Origin of the sequence: Helicobacter bilis (assembly GCF_900198365.1) — a bacterium.
Lineage (GTDB): Bacteria > Campylobacterota > Campylobacteria > Campylobacterales > Helicobacteraceae > Helicobacter_A > Helicobacter_A bilis_B.
In genome coordinates, this window is record NZ_FZMS01000026.1 from 1 (window position 1) to 21,915 (window position 21,915).

The following is a 21,915-nucleotide window of genomic DNA, read 5'->3' on the forward strand; positions in this document are numbered from 1 at the left end:
CCCCCCCACATCACCCCAATAAAGTAGAATCTATAAATTTTACAGTTTCTTCTTTGCTATCAAGTCAAGTTCTTTTAATATCGGTATAAGTGCTTTTAGCCTACTAAGTTCAATCATATTTGGACCATCGCTTAAGGCTTCATTTGGATTAAAGTGTGTTTCCATAAAATAGCCATCAACGCCAACGCTACTCGCAGCACGGGCAAGATAAGACACATAGCTACTATCACCACCGCTTTTACCACCAAGTCCGCCGGGCATTTGCACACTATGTGTCGCATCAAAGATAACGGGGGCAAATTGACGCATAATCACAAGTGATCGCATATCTACCACAAGATTCCCATAACCAAAAGTGCTACCTCTCTCTGTAAGCCATATCTTATGCTTACCGCTTAAGCTATAAGAATCCTGCATAAAGCTAGAATCACTTATACTAGAATCTCTAGTCTTTAATGCCTTAAGCACACTATAACGCATATCGCTAGGATTCATAAACTGCCCTTTTTTGATATTAATAATCGCCTTAGTCTTTGCCACCGCGACAATCAAATCTGTCTGCCTACATAAAAACGCTGGAATCTGGATAATATCTGCCACCTCAGCGATAGGCTCTGCCTGAATGCTTTCATGTATATCTGTGATGATTTTATAGCCAAAATCCTTTTTTACCTTCTCTAGCAATAATAAGCCCTTTTCAAGCCCCGGACCTCTAAATCCATCAAGGCTAGTCCTATTTGCCTTATCAAAACTTGCTTTAAAGTAAAAGTCAATCTCTGTGTCATTATGTGCGAACTCAAGCTCTTTTGCAATGCGATAAATATTTGCTTCATTTTCTATAACGCATGGACCACTCAGTAATATCATAATATGCTCCCTATAATATAAATTTTCAAGGCTATTATACAAAAAGTTAAACCCAATCTTATTTACAATGCTAAACAAGACGCAAAAGCGGTGAGAGACTCGCAAAGTCAAGTGCTATTGCTTTACTATCAAAGCTATGATTACTGCTCATTGTAATAATATATATCAAATACTCACTATATTCTTTCTCTCTCTTTCGTATAAGCTGTATCCTTTTTGCCATAGATTCTATACTTGCAAATGGCATACATAAAAAGATCATATTTTGCGTTGTATCTATAAAATCACAATGATGGCTATATTGCAGCTTAAAGCCCATTGACACCAACTCTAAAAATACCATATTTTCATACACTCGCACAAAATGTTTAGAATCTGCAAATTCACTGAGTGTAAAATCATAGAAATAAAGTTTATATTTCTTATTCGTATTTTGCGTATCAATATGTTTGCAAATATGCACGATATGATTTGTTTGCAAACTTTGCATTAAAGGATAGATTCTATCTTTTGAGATTTTTATATGCCGCTTTAAATGCGTATAGATTCCATAGGTGCTTGTCTTTAAGGATTGCAAGGCTAACATATAGCTTAACGCTTTGGCTTCATCTTTTAAGCCAAACTGCATTGAACGCCATTTATATTCTCTCTTTTTATAATCTGGGAGTGAAAGCATCTCTATACTATTACCATCTTTAATGAAGTTTGATAGTAAAACATCAATATTTAGATTCTTAGAATCCATACTTAGATATTCTTCAAAGCTTAATAGTAACAAAGGCAATGGGCTAAAATCGCTAGGACATGCCTGTATATCGCCTATGTAGATACAAGGACAAGATACAGCTATATCATCACAATATTTTATTGAATCTAGAGTGATATTATCAATGATGAGTAACTCTAGCTTTTCACTCATGCTATATAAAGCCTTTTTTGTATTTGCTATAAGAGTTTGTGAAAATAATATAGATAAATCCATATAAAAGACATGCTGAAACTTTTGCGCATACCACAAAGCAAATGTAGTTTTACCGCTTTGTGGTGGTCCATATATAAAGGTTTTATCACTCTTTATATTCACACTGCGTGGAAAAAAATGCTTTAGCTTTGGAATCTCAATAGACATATTTCACTCACACAAGATTCTAAAAATACTCATCATAAAGCAACTTTACACAAACAATAAGTGATACACCAACAACAAGGGGTTTGACTATCTTTATACCATAGCGAAGTGCAAGTCTAGACCCAAGATTTGCACCGATAAACTGCCCAGCACCCATAAGAAAGCCAAGCACCCATAGAATCTGTCCGCCTATGGCAAATACAAGCATAGAGGCAATATTTGAAGTAAAATTAAAAAGCTTTGCATGAGCTAATGCGTTTTTCAGCCCATATCCACCAAGCATGATTAAAGCAAGCATTAAAAATGAGCCAGTCCCCGGACCAAAAAAGCCATCATAAAAGCCAATCGCCCCAAGCACAAAATAAAGTAAAGCATGAGTGTAGCGGACATGACTTTGTTCTTCTGTAATCTTTGGAGAAAACAGAAAATAGAGTGCAAAGACAATCAGCAAAAAGGGGATACATTTCGCTAAAAATTGTGCTTCTAAAAATTGCACGAGCAGCGTCCCACCAGCCGCACATAAAAATACGCAAACAACAGGGATAATATTATCTTTAAGAACTATATGTCCTTTTTTATAAAAGTGCATAGTCGCTGAAAAGCTACCAAAACAGCTTTGCAGTTTATTCACCCCTAAGGCTTGATGCGGTGGAATCCCTGCAAGAAATAATGCAGGGATAGTAATCATACCCCCACCCCCCGCAATAGAATCTATAAATCCAGCACAAAAAGCCGCGCAAAATAAAATCACATAAATATCTAAGCCTAAATCCCCTAACATGTTATTCCTTATCGTTCTTCTATAAATTAATTGTATCACAACACATAAGAGAAAACAAGTTATATAATTATTCTTAAAGTTTTTAGTCATCTCATAAAGTCTTTTATATCTTAGATTTCATCGCAAAGAATTTTACATATAATTTTTAGCTATAATACAACTTCATTTTTTGAATACATAATTAGGTAAATTCATGCTATTTTATAGAATCTTTTTTATATTTTTTGCCATATATGTGAGTGGTTGCGGCTATAAACCCATGTCATATTACGCAAATAAAGCCCTAGGTGAGAAAGTCTATGTAGAACTCATTGTAAATCTAGAGAATCCAGAAGAATCTGTAAAGATTAAAGACTTAGTAAATGAGGCGATTGTTTCGCGTTTTCATTCAAGGGTAGCAAATAAGAGTGAGGCAGATTTTATCCTTAAAGTTAATGTGGAAAATATACAAGATACAATCATTGGCACAAATACACAAGGCATTGCGACCTTTTATCGTGTGTTTCTCAATATTTCCTTTAGCTTTAATCGCAATGGAAAAGCCTTTAACTTTGCAAATCAAGGCTATTATGACTATGCCGCCTCACTTGGTAGCCCAACAATCACTTATAATAATAGATCAAATGCAATCGTTGAAGCAGCAAGGCAAAGCCTTGATAGATTTATATCTCAAATTGGTTATAGTGCATCCTTTTAATTTCTCTGTATTGGAATCCAAAGTTTAAACATAATCTTAAAGGATAGAATTATTAGTGTGAATTGTATATGCGATGATTGCTTAAGTCTTTAAGATTCTACATAACATTAATGTATAATAACAATTTTTGTTTTATTGTGATAAAAAGTGTGTCATGCAAAGACGACTATATAAAAATTACAAAAAGGGTAGTTATGAAAAAGATGAGAAAAAATCTATTTAGCCTTATATCTCAAATGCGATCAAAAGTTATGCTTTTTGGTATTATTGTATGCAGTAGCTTTTTTGTATTCACACAGCTTGTTTATGGCTTTGAAGACATAGGGGCAAAGATAGAAGCCATCGCCAAAAAGGCACATTCAGCGGGATTAAAGCCTGTGAGTGAAGGTGCTGAATTAGCCGCATTACAAAAAGGTATGTTTGATAAAAAGTCAGATTTTAGCTTTTCAGAGGCACAACTTGAACTCGGTAAGATTCTCTACTTTGATCCGCGTTTAAGTAATGATGGAATGCGTTCATGCAACACTTGCCATAATATCGCTATGCAAGGCACAAGCACGCTTGATAAAAGTCAAAAAAATCCCTATCATCTCAATGTCCCAACAATTTATAACATGCTTTTTAATGATGCTGCCTACTACAAAGGACAAATAAAAAGACATGATAAACTAGATACAAACACAAGTAAATTTTTATCAAAAAATATTACTGCTAGAGCGACTTTGCATGCACTAAAGGCGGACAATGAAATGAAAGGTGATATGCAAAAAATCATTCAAGGTATCACCAATTCAAAAGAATATATGCGATATTTTATAAGGGCTTATGGGGCGAAAGTAAAGGTTGATGAGAAACTTATCGCACAGACTTTAGCGGGCTTTATTATGAGTTTAAATGTAGTGACTCGCTTTGATGATTTTTTAAATGGGAATCTAAAAGCCCTTAGCATTAGTGAAGCTGAAGGGCTTGATATGTTTATTGAAAAGGGCTGTGTAACATGTCATAATGGCGTAAATCTTGGTGGGACAATGCAGCCTTTTGAAGTTATAGGCAGATATAAATTCAGTGATTTAGGGAAGTTTGGCACAGATTCTAATAAAATGCTGAAAGTCCCAACGCTGCGTAATATCACTGCAACTGCACCATATTTTCATAATGGTGGATTCAGTAACCTTGATGATGCGATTAAAGAAATGGGGAGAATACAAATAGGCATTAATCTCTCGAATAAAGACATAGCAAAGATTATCGAGTTTTTAGAATCTTTAAATGGTGAGATACGACCTATAACAATACCGACTTTGCCTAGAGCAAGTTTTTAATGGAACGAGTTTCTAAGACAATTTTAAGGGCTATTTATGGATATCTAATATAAAATCTAAAAAGCTACAATAAAGCCTTATATAAGCTTTTTATGATTTATTACCAACAATTTTATATAGAATCTTTTTAGCTTAGATTCCAAACAGAAGGGTATCAAATGCGATATATTTTAATTAAACTTCCAAATTGGCTTGGCGATACAATGATGCTAACACCGACCATTGCTTGTATAAGGCGATTTTTCCCACAAGCAAAAATCATTCTCGTTGGTAATGCTTTGAGTGTGAGTTTATTTAACACGAATAAAACTTTTATAAAAATCTTTACTGATAAAAGTAAGCAAAAAAAAGGTATTATAAATCGCATTAGGGAGACAACTAAACTTGCAGGAGAGGTTAATAGCTATTTGCATGGAAATAATATAACACTTGATTGTGCGATAACTACGCAAAATAACTTTTTTTCTGCTTTTTTACTCTCAAAAATAGCAGTTAAAAAACGCATTGGCTATGGTGATAAAAATGCTTTTGGTATGCGTAAATTTCTCTTAACTCATATAGTCAAATATACAAGCGGTCGTCCCCCACTTTGCACACATCAGGTGTTAAGCTATATTCATTTATTGCTGCCGATTTTACCGCATAGTTTTTTTAAAGATTGCAAGTTAGATTCTAAAAGCGTGCATTACAATCCGCTTGCAAGTCGTGTGCAAAATATGCTTTATAATGAAGCAAAAGATTTACAACTCTACCTTCCTTTCACAGAGAAAAAGTCGAAAAAAAAGATTATTGCCATTAGCACAAGTGCGAGTTATGGAGATTCTAAAATGTGGCTTATTTCACATTTCATAGAAGTGATTGTAGATTTCATACACAAAGGCTATAATGTTAGAATCTATGGGGCTAAAGATGATATAGAGAGAAACGCACAGATAGAAAAGAGTGTGAAAGAAGCCTTGAAAGAAAGCGATTATGAAAGATTAGAGAATCTAAGCGGGAAAACTAGCATACAAGAACTCATTCAATCTTTAAGTGAATGCAGACTTTATATCGGCAATGACAGCGGGACGACACATATCGCTAGAGCGCTAAATTTACCTAGCATTATTATCTTTGGTCCTATGCCCTTTTCTTGGTGTAGTCCTTGGAGTGTTTTAGAGACTGAAAAACGGGGAGAATACTACATTACAGAAAATACGATTTCTATACAAAAAGATCTTTCATGTGTGCCTTGCAAACAAAAGACCTGCCCTATAAAACACCATGATTGCATGAGACTAATCACGCCAAAAGAGGTGCTAGACCTTGGATATAAGTTGCTGGAACTAGAATTCTATTAGCTCTCTTAAAACATAGTAATTTAGGTGTTTATGGTATCTAAAAAAGTGAAAATTGACACACTTGTGCGACACATTGACACATAAACTGCTAATTTTAGGAGTTTAAAATATGAAGTCTAACTACTTTATAGACACAAGTTTATTAAAATCATTAGGCATAGGTATAAAACAGGCAATAGTTTTAGATTTTTTCTATTACTACAATAATCGTAATTGTAAAAGTTATCAAATAAGTATTACAAAGATAGCAGAACACTCAAACATAGCTCGGGGACATCTCTACAAAATCTTAGGGGAGTTAGTAAAAAGAGAATTAATTGTTAAGACTTGCAGAGAGTATATAGTAACCCAAAACTATATAAGTGTAAGAAGAAAAAGTTTTAAAGAAGCACATAACAACTCTCAAACTTCAAGTGATATTATACCAAATTATGTTAATAAATATAGCAAAACAAAACAAAAAAATATTGCAAATTTCACAGATACAGAAATGTATTCAAATGAATCAAAAGTGTATCCAAAAGAGTCAGTTTCTATACTATATAGAGATACAAATATACAAAACTCTAGCATATTAAATGCTAGAGTAGATATAAAAACAAATCAAATTAAAAATATTTTTGATTTGATTTGTTTGTTTAGGGGAGAGGGAGAGAAAAATAATAGCCTTAAATCCTTTGTGATACCACAGAAATTTGTTGCAGACATTATTCAGACTTGCGATAAAGAGATTAAGAGAACAAATGGTATCAATTTCTCTAGCTTGAAAAAGATACTTAGTGATGATGAGTATGAATTGTTTATGAATTATGTAAAAAAGACTATATAAAGTTTATCCATGCTTTTATATGGTCTATAATTACACTTACAAAACACTTTTTAAACATTCCAAAATATCAAATATAAAGGCAATCATAAAAATGAGTAGAAAAATAAGCATACCATATAAAGACATCATTCCAAAGTATCAAACAGGGTATTATTCAATATCACAATTAGCTAAAGAATATAACATTTCAAAGGGCGGTTTATGCAAGTATATTAAAGAAAATAATATAAGAATTAATGAACGGGCACAAGAGGCTACAAACGCCTTAAATAAGGGCTTTTCAACGCTTGAAAAAATAATTAATGAACGGGATTTAAAAATTAATGAACGCCCAAAAGAAACACAAAATAAAGGCGTAATTGATACACAAAATAACGATTTAACAGAATGCAAAAATATTAATACTTTGATTGTCAGTGAAGTTATAGAGATAGTCAAACAAAAAAAAGCCATTATGTTGTGTCAGCGATACTTCATATAAATCGTTTTCATCTTGATTGTTTAGATTAACATAAAATGGATAATATAAGTTTGGTCTGTTTTTAGAATTAACTTTACCATTTCTGTTCCGCAACTCCATTAAATTGAAATTGCCATTTTCATCACAAAAAGTAAAATTCTTGTTTTCATTTGTTAATAGATTCAATTCATCGCTTTTTACATCTTTTTGATATATCAAAACATATTCATGTGCAATTGGGATTCCACCATAGTTTCTAACACTATGATTTGTTGCTATTGGGTAACACACCACAAAATTCCCATCCCCAAAAACTTCATCAAAAAGCCCCCTGACATAAACTTGATTCCTATCATCTATACTGCAAAATATCACGCCATCATCTTGTAAAAGCGTTTTGGCTAGGCAAAGCCTTGGATAAAGCATTGATAAAAAATTATCGCGTGTTATGGCATTGTCATAATTTGTTTCTGCAAACTCCCCTAAAACGTCCTTGCCGCAAGGCGGGTCTATATAGATGACTTTCACTTTTCTTTTGTAGTTTATAAGTAGATTCAAAAGGGTGGGGTAGTTGTCGTCGATAATTAGGGTATGCGTTATTCTTTGCTTAAGCGTTGGCTTTTGGGCTAAAAATGGCGATTGCTTCGTCTCAGCTTCGGTCATTACCCTTTTAGGCAACTCCCTTGCTTCGCCTAAAGGCTCAAAGCTTAGCTCCTCATTTTTCACAAAATACTTTATCGTCCCATCGCTCTTTTCTAATCGCACATCAAAGTGAAAGCCTGTGCGTTTAAGGCTCATTCCTAAGGCAGATAGCTTTAGCACGGATTCTTTAGATTCTGCGTTTTCTATGAGCTTAGTGGGAAACTCGGCATTTTCTTTTTCTAGAATCTTATCTCTATGTCTTTGCTTGATTTTTGCTATTTGCTCCTCTTTTAGCTCATCTAAAATTGTCTTATGGTCGCTTTGTATATTTTGCATTTTGTCTCCTTTGATGATGTGATTTTAGAATCTTTTTAGAATCTCACTCGCCTTTATTTTCCCCCAAAACTAGCACAGATTCTATTAAGTCATCAATATCCCCATCTAAAACGCCTTCTGTATCGCTTGTAGCGTAATTGCTCCGCAAGTCCTTTACCTGCTGATAGGGGGCTAGGACATAGCTTCTTATTTGATGTCCCCAGCCTATCTCGCTTTTTTCCGCATTTGCCACGCCTTCACTCTGCTTTAATCGCTCTAGCTCATAGAGTTTGCTTTGCAGCATTTTCATAGCTGTTGCCTTATTTTTATGCTGACTGCGATCATTTTGACATTGCACGACTATGCCTGTTGGAAAGTGCGTTATGCGGATAGCAGATTCTGTCTTATTCACGTGCTGTCCGCCCGCACCACTGGCACGATAGGTATCAATGCGAATGTCCTTATCCAAAATCTCAATGTCTATATCCTCACTCAATTCCGGGCTTACCTGCACGCTAGCAAAGCTTGTATGTCGCTTGGCATTAGCATCAAAGGGCGAGATTCTAACAAGCCTATGCACACCATTTTCGCTTTTGGCATAACCATAGGCATTCTCACCTTTGATGATAAACGCCGCCCCCTTAATGCCCGCCTCTTCGCCGTCTTGATAGTCTAGCAGCTCCACTTTAAAGCCCCGCCGCTCACTCCAACGCAAATACATACGATAAAGCATAGAAGCCCAGTCTTGGGACTCCGTCCCACCGGCTCCGGGCTGAATGGTAATAATGGCATTTGATGAGTCAAACTCCCCACTTAGCATAACCTCAATTTCTACCTTTTGTATATGGCTTTGCAAAGATTCTACATTTTCAAACAACAGCTCCAAAGTGCTAGAATCCCCTTCACTCTCTGCTATCTCAAATAGCTCTTTTGCGTCATCTAGCTCGGCTTTCATCTCTGCATAAGTGCTTAAAATCCGCTCACATTTTCGCTTTTCCTTTGTGATTTCCCCCGCCTTTTTTGCGTCATTCCAAAACTCTTGGTGCGATTCTAGCTCGTTAATCTCATCTAGCCGCTTTTGCAGAGAATCTGGGTTTAGAATCTTTGCTATATTTTGTGCTTTATTTTGCAAAGTTTTTAACAACTCGCCATATTCATAAGAATCCATTGTGTGCCTTTATCATGCTTGGAATTATAAAAAATTTATTATTATAACAAAAGAATGTCTAGCGTGAAACAAGGCTATCAAATAACCACACAATAAGAATAGATTCTATAAATATAAACTTTTTAGAATCTAAAAAATCTACTTACACATTGCTTTAATACCTAAGACACAAGCTTTCTTGTGTGCTTCAAGCGCTTCCTCATGTGTATCGCCATTAATACCGATGAAAATGCAAGAACCAGCATGTTTCATATTACATGCTTTATGTGCGTATTCCTTTGATTTTGCCCTATCTCTTTCAAACTCGCCATGCCCCTCAAAATAAAGCAAGGCTAAAACATGGCAATCTAGTGCATAATTTGCATTACAGCCTTTCAATGCAAGATCGTGTGCTTTTTTGAAAAATGTCTCACTCTCTCCTACTGGATAATCTGACTGATCTGCAAGAGATGACAGCTTTAGACAACTTTTGCTATCATTGAGAGAACAACTTTTTACAAGCATTTGTATAGCTTTTTGCCTATCTCCCCTAGAGCCATAACCATAGAATCTATCATGATAGATTTCTGCCATTACTGAGCAATCCCTTTCTTTTGAATCTTGGCATATCTTTTTTGCTGTTTCTTTCCACTCATCTACACGCCATACACCCTCTTTTAGATTATCAAGCTTATTGTAGGATTCTATTCTCTTTGTATCCTTTGCTTCAGGTGGTGGTGCTTTTATTACTTCTTTTTTAGCACAACCCATAATAAAACATGAAAACATTATACATAAAAACACTATTATACGCATTCTTAACCCCCTTTACCTTTAGAAACTTTGCTTTAAGTGTAGCATAAAATTATGCAAACAGGACTCTATAAATCTAGATTCTATTCCATAAAATCATAACCTATTTGTTTAAGCGTGTCTTTGCTTGTATTCCAGCCCTTTATAATCTTCACAATGAGTTCTAAAAATATTTTTTGTTCGGCAAGGTATTCGCATTTTTTTCTTGCAATACTGCCTAATGACTTAATAGTTTCGCCATTTTTACCTATAATCATTGCTTTTTGAGAATCTTTTGCGACAATAATTTGTGCCTTTATGTATAGAATCGTAGGTTTTTCAGTGATTTTTAGAATCCTTACATCGCTTTCATAGGGAATCTCATCGCTAAATCTCTCAAATACAGCTTCTCTTATCGCTTCCCTGTAAATATCACGCATAATAGTTGTGCTTATCATGTCATTATCATAAAAATGTGGGTGAATAGGCAAATTTTTTGCTAGTAGCGATAGGATTGAATGTATTGTTTGAGAGTTAAGCTCCTTTGCTTTTATGGGGATAATGCCTAGATTTTTGTTTTGATATTGCTTGTAAGATTCTAGACATTCTAAGAGTTCATTTTTATTTAAAGTATCTATTTTATTGAGTAAAACAATATGCTTTTTATCATGTTGGTCTAAAAAGTTTTTGTAATGTAAAATCTCGCTTTTTTTAGGACTAGCAACAGCGACAAACACACTTAAATCAGAATCTCCAACCGCCTTTTTTGCTTCTTGCAGCATGTATTCATTCAGTAGCTTTTTGCTTTCATGTAAGCCGGGGGTATCAATAAAGATTAATTGTGAGTTATAATCGCTATCTTCAAAAGGCACAATAATATCCATGCGTTTGCGAGTAGCATTTATCTTCTTTGATACTAGGGCAATAGGGCTTTTTACAAGATTATTGAGCAGCGTTGATTTACCAGCATTTGTGCGACCAATAACGCTAATAAAGCCACTTGTAATAATTTTTTCTTTCATTTTTAACAACTCCTTTTTCAAAACTTTACACATTTAAGTCATACGCATATAAAAATAACAATAAAGTTAAAAACAACACAGAATTTTTGTATAATATTAGCCTTTTTTAATAAATGGTAAAGGAGTTCTAAAAATATGCGTAAAGGTATGTCTCTTAGCTCAAAATTGCGATATGTTATCGCAACAACCACAATCATCACGATAACTGCTTTATGCTGTGCGGTTTTGATTCAAATGAAACACAGAGAAATTGAGAATGCTCAAAATGGCATGTTACTTTCTGCGAAATACAACTCAGGCAAGATTCTAAGCGAACTTAATTCAAACCTACATTCATTCAGCATATATGGCAGCACATTAACGCATAATCTTGCAAACAACCGACTCTCTTCATATCAAACGATAGTAAAACAAATTGTCAATTTAACACAAGAGAATAAAAATACAATGTATGGTTTTTTATACCTAAAAGATAAAGATTATTCAGCACTGCCCGCACAATTTCGTGTTGGTAAAGATATGATGGTGATAGCAGATAGCAATGGCAAAGCGTTACAGGCAAATAAGGCTATCCTTGATTTACCAGCGATACAAGAGGCACTAAACACAAAGACAAGCCGATTTAGCACGCTAAGAACAATATCTGTTGATAATAAGGAAGTAAGGACTACAATCTTTGTATTCCCTGTGTTAAATTATGAGGGCGATCTTGTGGGTGTGCTTGGGGGCATGATTGATATTAACCTAATTTCTTCTGATTTATTAGCAACAAAAAATAGCGTATATCCAAATGAAGCAAAAGTGCTTGCTATACAAGATGGCACAATCATCGCGGCAAATAATACAAAGATTGTTGGGGCAAAATTGCAGGATTTAGCTAAAATGCAACCACATTTAGCACCACTTGTAACGCGTGTAATGCAAAACGAAGAGATTACAGCAACAATGGTTGATACAAGCGGACAGGAAACCTTTGCAGCACATGCTGATGTCGATGTATCATTGTTTAAAGATGTGCATTGGCATGTTGCTACACTCACGCCACGCAGTGATGTTTTAGCGGATTATTACGCATTGCGGACACAAACTATTATTTTTTCAGTCGTTGTGCAAGTCATTCTCTTAGTTGTGCTAAGTCTTTTTGCAAAATTTCAAATTGTTGATAGATTGCGTAGTCTAAATGAATACCTTGAAGACTTTTTTAAATACATTAATCACGAGGGCAAACAGCCAAGAGCGCTTGTTGTAAAGGCACATGATGAGATTGGTAGCATGGCAAAAGTCTTTACAGAGAATGTGAAGCGAACTCAATTGGGGTTGGATAAAGATTCACTGCTTGTAAGAGAAGCAGTGCAAACTGCCAAAGAAATAGAGCGAGGGCATTTTACCGCTAGAATCACTGAAGATTCTCATAATCCACAATTACAAGAGCTGAAAAATGTGCTAAATCAAATGCTTTCCGTCCTAGAAGAAAAGATAGGAAAGGATATGAATGAGATTCAGAGAGTCTTTGATTCTTATACGAATTTAGACTTTACTACTGAAATAGCAAATGCAAGTGGCACAGTGGAAAAAGCGGCAAATACGCTTGGAGCAGAGATTAAAGAAATGCTTGCCACTTCTGCTGGATTTGCAAGAAATCTTACAAATGAGTGTAAAACACTTGAAGATTCTGTATTAAAACTTACAGAATCTTCTAATTTGCAGGCAACAAGCCTTGAGCAAACCGCCACAGCAGTAGAAGAGATCACCTCATCTATGCAAAATGTAAGCGGTAAAACAGGTGAAGTCATATCTCAAAGTGAAGACATTAAAAATGTAGCAGAAATTATCCGCGATATCGCCGACCAAATCAATCTTTTAGCGTTGAATGCAGCTATTGAAGCCGCAAGGGCAGGAGAGCATGGCAGGGGCTTTGCAGTCGTAGCCGATGAGGTGCGAAAACTAGCAGAAAGGACACAAAAAAGCTTAGGTGAGATTGAAGCAAATACAAATATTTTAGTGCAGTCAATCAATGACATGGTAGAATCTATAAAGGAGCAAACTTCAGGTATCGCACAAATCAACACAACGCTTTCACAACTTGAAGCAACAACACACAATAATGTAAGCATAGCCCAACAAGCTGAAACAATCAGCGTAAATGTCAATGAAATCGCAAATGATATATTAAAAGATGTGAATACGAAGAAATTCTAAGACATTTTTATGTGTGAAGCTATCGTTTTAGACGCATTAGTCTTAAGATTCATAGAGAAACCTATTTAGATTCTATAAGGAATCTGCTGTAATATTTTAATGCGACATAACAAAAGGTATTGTAAATAGACCACCTAGATTCTAAGACTTGTTTATACACTGCCTTTATAACTCCATATCTAGCAATTCTGCTATCTCATAAATATTATCAATCTTTCCGCCCATAATGGTGCAAAAGCCCTTCAGTCCATAGTCTTTAGCAAAGATAATTGGTCTGCCATCATCAATTTCATTTTGAATCTGCAAAGTTTTAATCTCATAGAGTGAATCTAGGTATTCTAAAGATTCTAAAATTGGCATATAGCGTCTTGCATCAGCTTTCATTAATGGAAAGTTGCTCGTTGCATTTTGCATAAAGGCTTGAAGTATTGTATAAGGGCTTGTGGTTTGTGTGGGTGGGTTATTAGAATCTTGTAGATTATAAGCTTTAAGCTTAGATTCTAAGGAAAAATCCCGCCAAGCAAAATGCGGCGTGTATCGCACGTGGCTTAGCGTATAGCAGTCTTTTGAAGGATAGGGCATAAGGGAGAAAAATGCCCCGTCCATTATCGTTACTGATATGTTTTGTAAGCTTTTAGGGACATTTACAAGTGCCATTTCTGTCATTTCAAATTTAAGTGGGAGTGGGGGCAAGTGTGAATTTTGTAATAAATGATTTATACCAGCATAGGTGCAGTTGAGAATCAATGAGGCGTGTAGTTTTTGTGTTTCCCGCATTGTCTCTTTTTGTAATTCAGCTTGTGGCGAAAAATCACTGCGGTCAATATTTCTTAAAATTTTATTTTCTTTTTCTTTAAAGGGGAGGGGCTTAAATTTGCAAGTATGGGTTTGTAGCTTCGCTACTGCACGCAAAGTCGCTCCCTCCCCCTTAAAAATCCCCCACCCCGACAACGCTTTCAAGGTAGGCGTTTCACTTTGTGAATCGCCACCATTGATTTTTATTGTGGCAAAGTTGTGCTTTGCCACTTTAGCGATTGCAGAATCCGCCGAAATAGCATTACAAGCTGAATGCCCTATCTTTTGAATCTCAACGCATAACCCAACCTTATCCTCTTTAACACAAACCGCTTGTGTATTTGTGGCTATTTCTATCTTTTTAGATTCTAGCCTTTCTTTTAGAATCTCCCTTAAAATCGCCGCATCAAAGGCGTATTCTCGTGTCAAAAACACATCACTTACAAGCTTTTTATTAAACATCGCTTTAATGTGATTTGGCACAGATTCTATAAAAATATCAAATTGCTTAAAAAGTCTGTAAAACTGCGTGCTAGAAGTCTTTGATCCGATATTTGCAATCGCATAATATTTAGCAAAATCATTTTTTATCGCCGTTTTAAACTCATTGCAAAAGGTTTTAAAATGCCTTGAGCTACTCACAGCCGTGCTTAGGCTACGCGGATAGTGGTAGCCATTATGCACACGGGCTTGATTATTTAAACTTGCGTGAAGCAACAAATCATTTTCTTGCTCTAGCACCAAAATAGAGTTATATTTCTCCTTAAGCTGCAAAGCGATATACGCCCCAAAGAATCCACCACCGATAATAATGCAGTCGTATTTATCTAACTTTGGCATTTTTAAGGCTTTGGAGTAGAATCTTGGGCGAGATTATGGGCTTGTGAGAGAAGGGCTAGTGTAGTGTGAGAAAATCTTAAATGTAGATTCTGCGTTGTCTCTTGGGTGCTTTTAAGTGATTCTGCACTTAAGGCTCGGTCATTTGCCTTTGAGCCACTCCCTTTACCTTTGCTTTGAAAAGCTCTGCTTTCTTTAGTAAAACACTTAAAATCACTCCAAGATACTTCCGCAGGGGCGTTAGTGTAAGATTCTAAGCTTGTAGAATCTTGCTTCACTCTCGCACACATATTTTTAAAACCCTCCACAGCAAAGCTAAGATTATTTTTCTCATCAAAAATGGGTAAAGATTCACTAGAATCTATTATGCTAAGCGGTGTGGGGGATAGCATATCAACGCTGATTATAGAATCTGTTGTGCTGATACGCAACAATCGCTTTTTATCATTTGAAAGTAAGCTGCAATGAAGTAATAAAACAATCTCTTTTTTACTCCCTTTCTCTTGCAAGGCACTAAATTCCAAAGTCGCACTTTGTTTTTTGGAATCTAAAAATTTGCACGACTTCACACAAAGATTATCTAAAAGTCCAAGCTCCTGCATAAAGGCAAATACGCTTATATAATGCACACCTATGACTTCTAGCACACTTTCATTTTCATAAAAATTGCCATATTGCGTGATTTCTGCCTGTATAGATTCTATATGTTTTTCTTGCAATATTTGTAGGGCATAGAGAATAGATTGCGAAAATGTGTAAATATAATCTGTGAATAGAATCTTATTGTTTTTTCTAGCTAGATTTAGCAATATCTCAAACTCTTCTTTTGTGGCGGTGCTAGGCTTTTCTACAAAGACATTGCAGTTGTGTTCAAGGGCGAGTTTTGCAAGCTTAAAATGTGAAGAAAGCGGTGTAGCGATAAAGGCTGAATCTGCTTTATCTAAAGCTTCGATTAAGACTTCATCTTCGACATCACGCCCAAAGATATAAGAAATTTTATAATGTTTTTGAATGTAGTGTTGCAAAATCTTGCCCCAATAGCCCCTGCCAATAAGAATTGCCTTTTGCATATTAATCCTTTTTATTATTTTTTCAGGCGTAAAAGCTTAAAAAGTCGCCAAATTTCACTTAAATAAATGCGTGAGAGTGAAAAGATTCTCACTTTAGAATCTGTACTTTCATCTTCCCACTTTACATCGATTTCTTTTATAGGAATGCCTTGATATTGAGCCATAATCAGCATTTGCGTGCAGTAAAACCAGCTTTTATCATCATTACAGAGATTTTTTAGATTTAAAGCCACTTGCGATTGATAGAATTTAAATCCACACATCGCATCGCTAAACTTTGCTTTGAGTGCAATTTTAAGGATAAGATTTAGAGAGCGAGAGAGAATCTCTCTTTTCAAACTCCGCCCAATCACCACAGAATCTTTTAAAAGCCTAGAGCCTACAATAATCTCCACGCCATTTTTTAGATTCTCATACACTTCCTGTAAATGCCCTATATCCGTGGATAAGTCTATATCCATATAGCCGATAAAGCCACAAGGCTCACTTCTTTTAGCATTATGTGCTATCGCTTCCCTTAATGCCAAGCCCACACCCCTTTCTTCCAAGCGTAAATACTCTACTTGTGAAATAAACTCTAATGTGTTGGCATTTAACTCTTTGCATAAACTTTTGGCAATCTCTTGTGTAGAATCGCTTGAGCCATTATCTACAATGCTTATAATGTGTGGAATCTTTGCTTCCCTTAGAAACGCCATTGCCCCTCTTATGCCATTTTCAAGCCGTTTTTCTTCATTTAGCACAGGGATAATGATATTTAAAGTTTTATGAGATTCCATATTAGTGCCTTTGTATATTTTTGTTTTCAAAGTTAAGATTGACTGAACTTGTCTCATTGACAATTTCATAGGGCGTAGCACCCTTTAGCTTGATGAGAGCAATTCGCACATATTCGCCAATGATTGAAAGCATTAAAAACAGCCCGATATTCATAGCTACCATATACAGCGAAGTAGAAGTCCAGCCACTTGCGATATGGGGTAGTAAAAAATAAGTGCTAAGGATATAGAGTGCATAAAATGCGTTCCCACAAGCAAGCAACAAACACATACAAGTGCCAAGTCTAAGCAGCTTGTAAGATTCCCCAAAAATCACATCAAGCCCCAAAAAGAAAGAATCTAAAAACTTTCTTTTTGGATAAGACTTTGGCGTGTAGGGATATTCACAAATGTTTAGCGTTGTGTCAAAATGCAGTAGTCTTAAAAGCTTAATATCGTGTTTATGCGATAAAAGTGTGTGGATAATTTTGCGTGAAATCACACAAAACTCACTATAATCTTCCCTTGCCCTATTGGCAAAAAGAGCAAGTGTTTTGTAGAAAAGCTTTGAGCCTAGCTTTTGCAAGATATTTTGCTTTTTATTCTTCCTTGTGGCAATCACCATATCATACTGCGGGGCAAGTGAAAGCATAGATAAACAATCAGTGATAGAATCTGTTTTTAAATCCATAAAAAGTAGATAATCACCAATGCAGTTTTGCAGAAAAATCTCATATTTGAGTGAGCCTAGATTCTCATAACTACAAAGTGGAGAGCTTATCTCTAAAATCCGCACATTAGGGATAGAAGCTAGATTTTGCGTTGTCTCTTGGGCGCTTTTAAGGGAGTTTGCTTTTTGTGCTTGCTCACTACCGCTTAGGTAGCTTCTCGCACAAAAAGCTTCACAACCCTTAAAATCACTCCAAGATACTTCCGCAGGGGCGTTTGTGTGCTTGTTAGAATCTGCTTGAGATTCTGCTTTTTGTTTTTCACAAAGTAAGTGGAATGGATTTTTAGAATCTTTGGTGCTAAATTCTGTTTGTGTGGAATGTGGATTTATATCGTGGGGGGGGGGGGGTAATATGTGTATTTTGCTGTTTTATTGTGTCTTTGTGATTTTTATCAAACATATCAAATAAGGGATTAAGGATTAGAATCTCAAAGTAGGCAAAAGATTCTTGTAAATGCTTGCTTAACTCACGCAATAAATCCATATTGATATGATTATCTAAAAGGGCTATGGATATAACGCGGTGTTTATCTTGTAGTGGTTTTTGCGAAGTGGAACTATGTGAATCTACGCTATTTTGCATACAAGCCTTTCTGTGAAATCTAGCTGGGATTGTAACATAGAATCTTTGAAAATGTTAAACAATCATATTCTTTGCGTGTAATTGCCCAAGATAAATATGTAAATAAGTTTTAGCAACAAATGCACCGCATAAAACAATAGAGCCAAATGAAACTTCTACTACCCCCTTATACATCAAAACAAAAACCTTCGCAACACACTAGCACAAACAATCTCTATTTCTCATCTAGCACATCTTCACCTTTAGGTTTATAAAGTCTCTGGAATCTCTCATCAAGTGGGGCAATGATTCTATAAAATATTGGCACAACAAGTAGGGATAAAAACATAGAGACTAAAAGCCCGCCTATCATAGAAATGCCAATAGGGGCTTTCATCGCACTGCCATCGCCTGTGGCAAAAGCTAAAGGAAGCATACCTGCTACCATTGCGATAGTTGTCATAAGGATTGGTCTAAGCCTTGAGTGTCCGGCAAATTGTATAGAATCTGCTATGCTTTTGCCTAGCTTTCTTTGCTCGTTTGCTACATCTACAAGCAGAGTTGCGTTTTTACCTACCATACCAATAAGTAGTATTAGCCCCATCATAGAGAACATACTCATAGACGCATCTGCCCCACCTGTAAGTTTTATCGCAAAAAATGCACCGCTAAAGCTAAGTGGCATTGTTATCATAATGATTAAAGGTTGGATAAAGCTCTCATAAAGGGCTGCTAAGATAAGATAGATAAGCACCAAAGCCATTAAAATCGCTGCACCAAATGCCTCTTGACTTTCTACTTGACTATCTGCTTGTCCCATAAACTTATATCCAGCTCCACTCTCAAGCCATTTTGCACCCTCCGTTGCATTATCCTGTATAGCCTTTGTCATTTCGCCCACACTAAGCCCACTATGCTTTATAGGCTCTACCGCAAGAGTTATGCTTCGCTGTCTATTGTATCGATTAATCGTTGTAGCAGTAAAGCCTTCTTCAATCTCTACCAAGCCATCAAGGAATACTAAATCGCCATTTTTTGTTCTCACTTGGATTCTTTGCAAATCTTTAGAATCAATGCGTTTAGAATCTGGGGCTCTCAAAGTAATATAGTATTCTTTCCCTGCTTCTTTATAGTAGGCAACCTGCATTTCCCCTGAAAAAGCACTAGAGAGAGTTTGCCCTATATCTGTTGTGCTTATGCCAAATTGTGCTAGATTCTGTTTTATCGGTTTTAGCCTATATGCTGGCATAGAATCTGAAGTATTTTTATGATAGTTTGTGATTTTCCCTTGAAAGCTTTTCTCTGTTTCATTGATAAATCTCTCTAGATTCTCTACGCTTTTTTGCATGATGGAATCTATTGGAGAAAAGACTACGACTTGCACTGGCGTATTATCCTGCCCACCGCCAACAAGTGGCACTTCAGAGCCATAAATATCAAGTCCTTTTGCTTCTTCACTTGCCCTTAGTTCTGCTAATATGTGTTTTAGAATCTCATCTTGACTATTATCACCTTTTTGCTTTTTTCTCTCTTTTAGTGGTTGCAAGGACACATAGATTTGTGCGAAAAAGGCTTGGGCTAAATCACCCGGTCCAACTTGAAGTGTAGTGAATTTTACAAAAGGATTCTTTTCTACAATCTTTGTAAAGATCTCTGCTTTGCGTTTCATTTCTTGTATTGAGATTCCGGGCTTTGCCTTGATTGAGATTTGAAACTCGCTTCTATCTTCTTTTAGCATAAATTCATTTCCTAAAGTCCCTGCTACATAGAGTGAGAAAATAAAAACTCCAAATACACAAAGAGTGGCAAGAGTCATATTTTTCTTACTACGCATAAGAAATGCTAGGGTATTTGCATAGATTCTATCTATCTTTTCAAAGAAAGGCTGCGTGGCATAATAGAATCTTGACTGCTCCGCTTTTACTACAATAGAGCTACACATAGGAATGATAGTTATAACAACAACATAGCTTATAGCAACAGCTACTGCAACGGTTAGCCCAAAGCTTGAGAGAAATTTCCCTGCTATACCACTCATTGTCCCAACAGGGATAAATACGGATAAAAGCATCGCAGAAATTGCAACAATAGCAAAGCCAATCTCTCTTACACCTTCATAAGCGGCTTGTCTCTTTGTCATGCCATGCTCTAGCTTTTTATGTATGTTTTCAATAACAACAATCGCATCATCAATGATTATACCAATCGCAAGAGTGAGAGCTAACATTGTAAGCATATTAAGCGTAAAGCCCATAACATGCACGAAAAAGAAAGTCCCTAAAACTGACACAGGAAGAGAGATAGCAGAAACTAGTGTAATTGTAGCATTGCGTAAAAATACAAATACAATAAATACTGCTAAAACACCACCTAAAGCTAAGTCAAACTGAATATCTTTGATTGATGAGCGAATGTAGTCTGTGGTATCCCAAAAGGTTTCTATATCATATCCCGGGCTTACTAGCTTTATTTGTTCTATCGCTTCTTTTACACCATCTGCTATGTGAATCTCATTTGCACCAGTGATCTTTTGCACTTGTAAAATCACGCCTTTTTTGCCTTTATAGGTCGCATAGGACTTCTCTTCTGCTAGTCCATCTTCTACTAATGCCACATCTCTTAGCTTTAAGCCATCTTTAATGGTAATATCACCTATTTCTTCAACGCTTATGCTATTAGAATCTGTGATAATGTAAAATTCTTTTGTGCTAGACAAAAGCCTACCGCCATCCATTTCTCTATTTTCTTTGCCTATTATGCCTGATAAGTCCGTAAAAGTGATTCCATATTTATTCATTAGAGTTGGATCTGGGAAGATTTTAATCTGCCTTTCACGATAGCCGCTAAGCTGCACATTACCTACGCCACCTATGCGTTGCAGGATTGGAGCTACGACATTATTTGCATGTCGCATGAGTTCAGGCGCACTCTTATCGGTGGATAAAAAGAGTGAAACAATAGGAGTGCTACCTGTATCTAGCTTTTGCACACTTGGCTTATCAATCTCTGAATCAAGCACAATCGCATTGACCTTATCACGCACATCATTGACTGCTACTTCAATAGGTTTTTCTAGCTCAAACATAACAGTTACTATGCTAATATTTTTTGCTGATATTGATGATACAAATTTTAAACCATCAATAGCCAATACGGCTTGTTCTATCTTATCTGTAATCTTTGTTTCAATCGTATCTGCACTAGCCCCTTTATAAGTTGTCTTTACCACAACAACAGGGAAATCTACATCAGGGAATAACGCCTTTGCCATGTTATTTAACGCATAGAATCCAAATAGAATCAAAGCCATAGCAAACATAAAGGTTGTAACCGGTCTTTGTATCGCAACTTTATACATAAAGATAGCCTTTTGTGCTTTAGTATTTGTAGAGTTATGAAAATTAAAATCGTATTATAATCAATGTGTTGTGAAATAATGTAAAAATTACTTGCAATAGCAAATATTTTTTATAAAGAGTGCCTAAAATTAGCCATTTATGCTACTTTGAATAGCGGGTTGTGCTTAGAATCTTAATATATGTCGGCAATGTAAATCGAGTTTATTTAAAAATATCACAAAGCATTGTGAGTTAAAATTAGCTTTTGTTAAAGAGAGATTTT

19 protein-coding genes are annotated in these 21,915 nt (G+C 35.8%); 6 read left to right on the top strand and 13 right to left on the bottom strand.

What is annotated here, in order from left to right:
- Positions 1 to 39: 39 nt before the first annotated feature.
- From kdsA to C6H08_RS04045, 3 genes are all read right to left on the bottom strand, one after another.
- Positions 40 to 867: a 3-deoxy-8-phosphooctulonate synthase gene (gene kdsA, locus C6H08_RS04035; protein ID WP_104686113.1), complete on the bottom strand. Its 828-nt coding sequence runs from the start codon at positions 865 to 867 to the stop codon at positions 40 to 42.
- A gap of 70 nt (positions 868 to 937) precedes the next feature.
- Complete coding sequence (locus tag C6H08_RS04040) at positions 938 to 1,996, bottom strand: ATP-binding protein (protein WP_034580081.1); 1,059 nt, start codon at positions 1,994 to 1,996, stop codon at positions 938 to 940.
- A gap of 19 nt (positions 1,997 to 2,015) precedes the next feature.
- Positions 2,016 to 2,777 carry a TSUP family transporter gene (locus C6H08_RS04045; protein ID WP_034562765.1) on the bottom strand — a complete coding sequence of 254 codons (762 nt, stop codon included), beginning with the start codon at positions 2,775 to 2,777 and terminating at the stop codon, positions 2,016 to 2,018.
- Between the two features lie 193 nt (positions 2,778 to 2,970).
- Between C6H08_RS04045 and lptE the strand changes: the two genes are divergently transcribed.
- From lptE to C6H08_RS04070, 5 genes are all read left to right on the top strand, one after another.
- Positions 2,971 to 3,474: an LPS assembly lipoprotein LptE gene (lptE, locus tag C6H08_RS04050; protein ID WP_034562763.1), complete on the top strand. Its 504-nt coding sequence runs from the start codon at positions 2,971 to 2,973 to the stop codon at positions 3,472 to 3,474.
- A 194-nt stretch (positions 3,475 to 3,668) separates the two neighbouring features.
- Positions 3,669 to 4,796: a cytochrome-c peroxidase gene (locus tag C6H08_RS04055; protein ID WP_034562761.1), complete on the top strand. Its 1,128-nt coding sequence runs from the start codon at positions 3,669 to 3,671 to the stop codon at positions 4,794 to 4,796.
- A 158-nt stretch (positions 4,797 to 4,954) separates the two neighbouring features.
- Complete coding sequence (locus tag C6H08_RS04060; protein WP_034580082.1) at positions 4,955 to 6,136, top strand: glycosyltransferase family 9 protein; 1,182 nt, start codon at positions 4,955 to 4,957, stop codon at positions 6,134 to 6,136.
- A gap of 109 nt (positions 6,137 to 6,245) precedes the next feature.
- Entirely contained in the window at positions 6,246 to 6,965 is a 720-nt protein-coding gene (locus C6H08_RS04065; protein ID WP_034562757.1) for a hypothetical protein, read from the top strand.
- Between the two features lie 91 nt (positions 6,966 to 7,056).
- On the top strand, positions 7,057 to 7,446 hold the full coding sequence (locus tag C6H08_RS04070) for a hypothetical protein (RefSeq protein ID WP_080745693.1): 390 nt from the start codon (positions 7,057 to 7,059) through the stop codon (positions 7,444 to 7,446).
- Here the strand turns inward: C6H08_RS04070 and C6H08_RS04075 are convergent.
- From C6H08_RS04075 to era, 4 genes are all read right to left on the bottom strand, one after another.
- Complete coding sequence (locus C6H08_RS04075; protein WP_034562755.1) at positions 7,345 to 8,403, bottom strand: DNA methyltransferase; 1,059 nt, start codon at positions 8,401 to 8,403, stop codon at positions 7,345 to 7,347. The two genes, C6H08_RS04070 and C6H08_RS04075, sit on opposite strands and share 102 nt — an antisense overlap.
- A gap of 43 nt (positions 8,404 to 8,446) precedes the next feature.
- Positions 8,447 to 9,550, bottom strand: coding sequence for a peptide chain release factor 2 (gene prfB, locus C6H08_RS04080; protein ID WP_034580083.1), 1,104 nt, complete (start codon positions 9,548 to 9,550; stop codon positions 8,447 to 8,449).
- Positions 9,551 to 9,688: 138 nt separating this feature from the next.
- Positions 9,689 to 10,345 (bottom strand): tetratricopeptide repeat protein, encoded by a 657-nt coding sequence (locus C6H08_RS04085; RefSeq protein ID WP_034562752.1) that lies wholly within the window; start codon positions 10,343 to 10,345, stop codon positions 9,689 to 9,691.
- Positions 10,346 to 10,425: 80 nt separating this feature from the next.
- Positions 10,426 to 11,343: a GTPase Era gene (gene era, locus C6H08_RS04090; protein ID WP_034580084.1), complete on the bottom strand. Its 918-nt coding sequence runs from the start codon at positions 11,341 to 11,343 to the stop codon at positions 10,426 to 10,428.
- A 135-nt stretch (positions 11,344 to 11,478) separates the two neighbouring features.
- On the opposite strand from era, the gene C6H08_RS12415 reads away from it, so the two are divergent.
- Positions 11,479 to 13,542, top strand: a complete 2,064-nt coding sequence (locus C6H08_RS12415) for a methyl-accepting chemotaxis protein (protein ID WP_034580085.1) — start codon at positions 11,479 to 11,481, stop codon at positions 13,540 to 13,542.
- A gap of 165 nt (positions 13,543 to 13,707) precedes the next feature.
- Here the strand turns inward: C6H08_RS12415 and C6H08_RS04100 are convergent, their stop codons facing one another.
- The 6 genes from C6H08_RS04100 to C6H08_RS04125 form a co-directional block, all read right to left on the bottom strand.
- Positions 13,708 to 15,177 (bottom strand): FAD-dependent oxidoreductase, encoded by a 1,470-nt coding sequence (locus tag C6H08_RS04100; protein ID WP_034562750.1) that lies wholly within the window; start codon positions 15,175 to 15,177, stop codon positions 13,708 to 13,710.
- A 2-nt stretch (positions 15,178 to 15,179) separates the two neighbouring features.
- Entirely contained in the window at positions 15,180 to 16,244 is a 1,065-nt protein-coding gene (locus C6H08_RS04105; protein WP_034562748.1) for a Gfo/Idh/MocA family protein, read from the bottom strand.
- A gap of 14 nt (positions 16,245 to 16,258) precedes the next feature.
- Entirely contained in the window at positions 16,259 to 17,023 is a 765-nt protein-coding gene (locus C6H08_RS04110) for a glycosyltransferase (RefSeq protein ID WP_034562747.1), read from the bottom strand.
- A gap of 1 nt (position 17,024) precedes the next feature.
- Positions 17,025 to 17,798, bottom strand: coding sequence for a glycosyltransferase family protein (locus C6H08_RS04115; RefSeq protein ID WP_233708483.1), 774 nt, complete (start codon positions 17,796 to 17,798; stop codon positions 17,025 to 17,027).
- A 232-nt stretch (positions 17,799 to 18,030) separates the two neighbouring features.
- Positions 18,031 to 18,315, bottom strand: coding sequence for a hypothetical protein (locus tag C6H08_RS04120; RefSeq protein WP_014666476.1), 285 nt, complete (start codon positions 18,313 to 18,315; stop codon positions 18,031 to 18,033).
- 214 nt (positions 18,316 to 18,529) lie between these two features.
- Positions 18,530 to 21,652 (bottom strand): efflux RND transporter permease subunit, encoded by a 3,123-nt coding sequence (locus tag C6H08_RS04125; RefSeq protein WP_034562899.1) that lies wholly within the window; start codon positions 21,650 to 21,652, stop codon positions 18,530 to 18,532.
- Between the last annotated feature and the right edge of the window lie 263 nt (positions 21,653 to 21,915).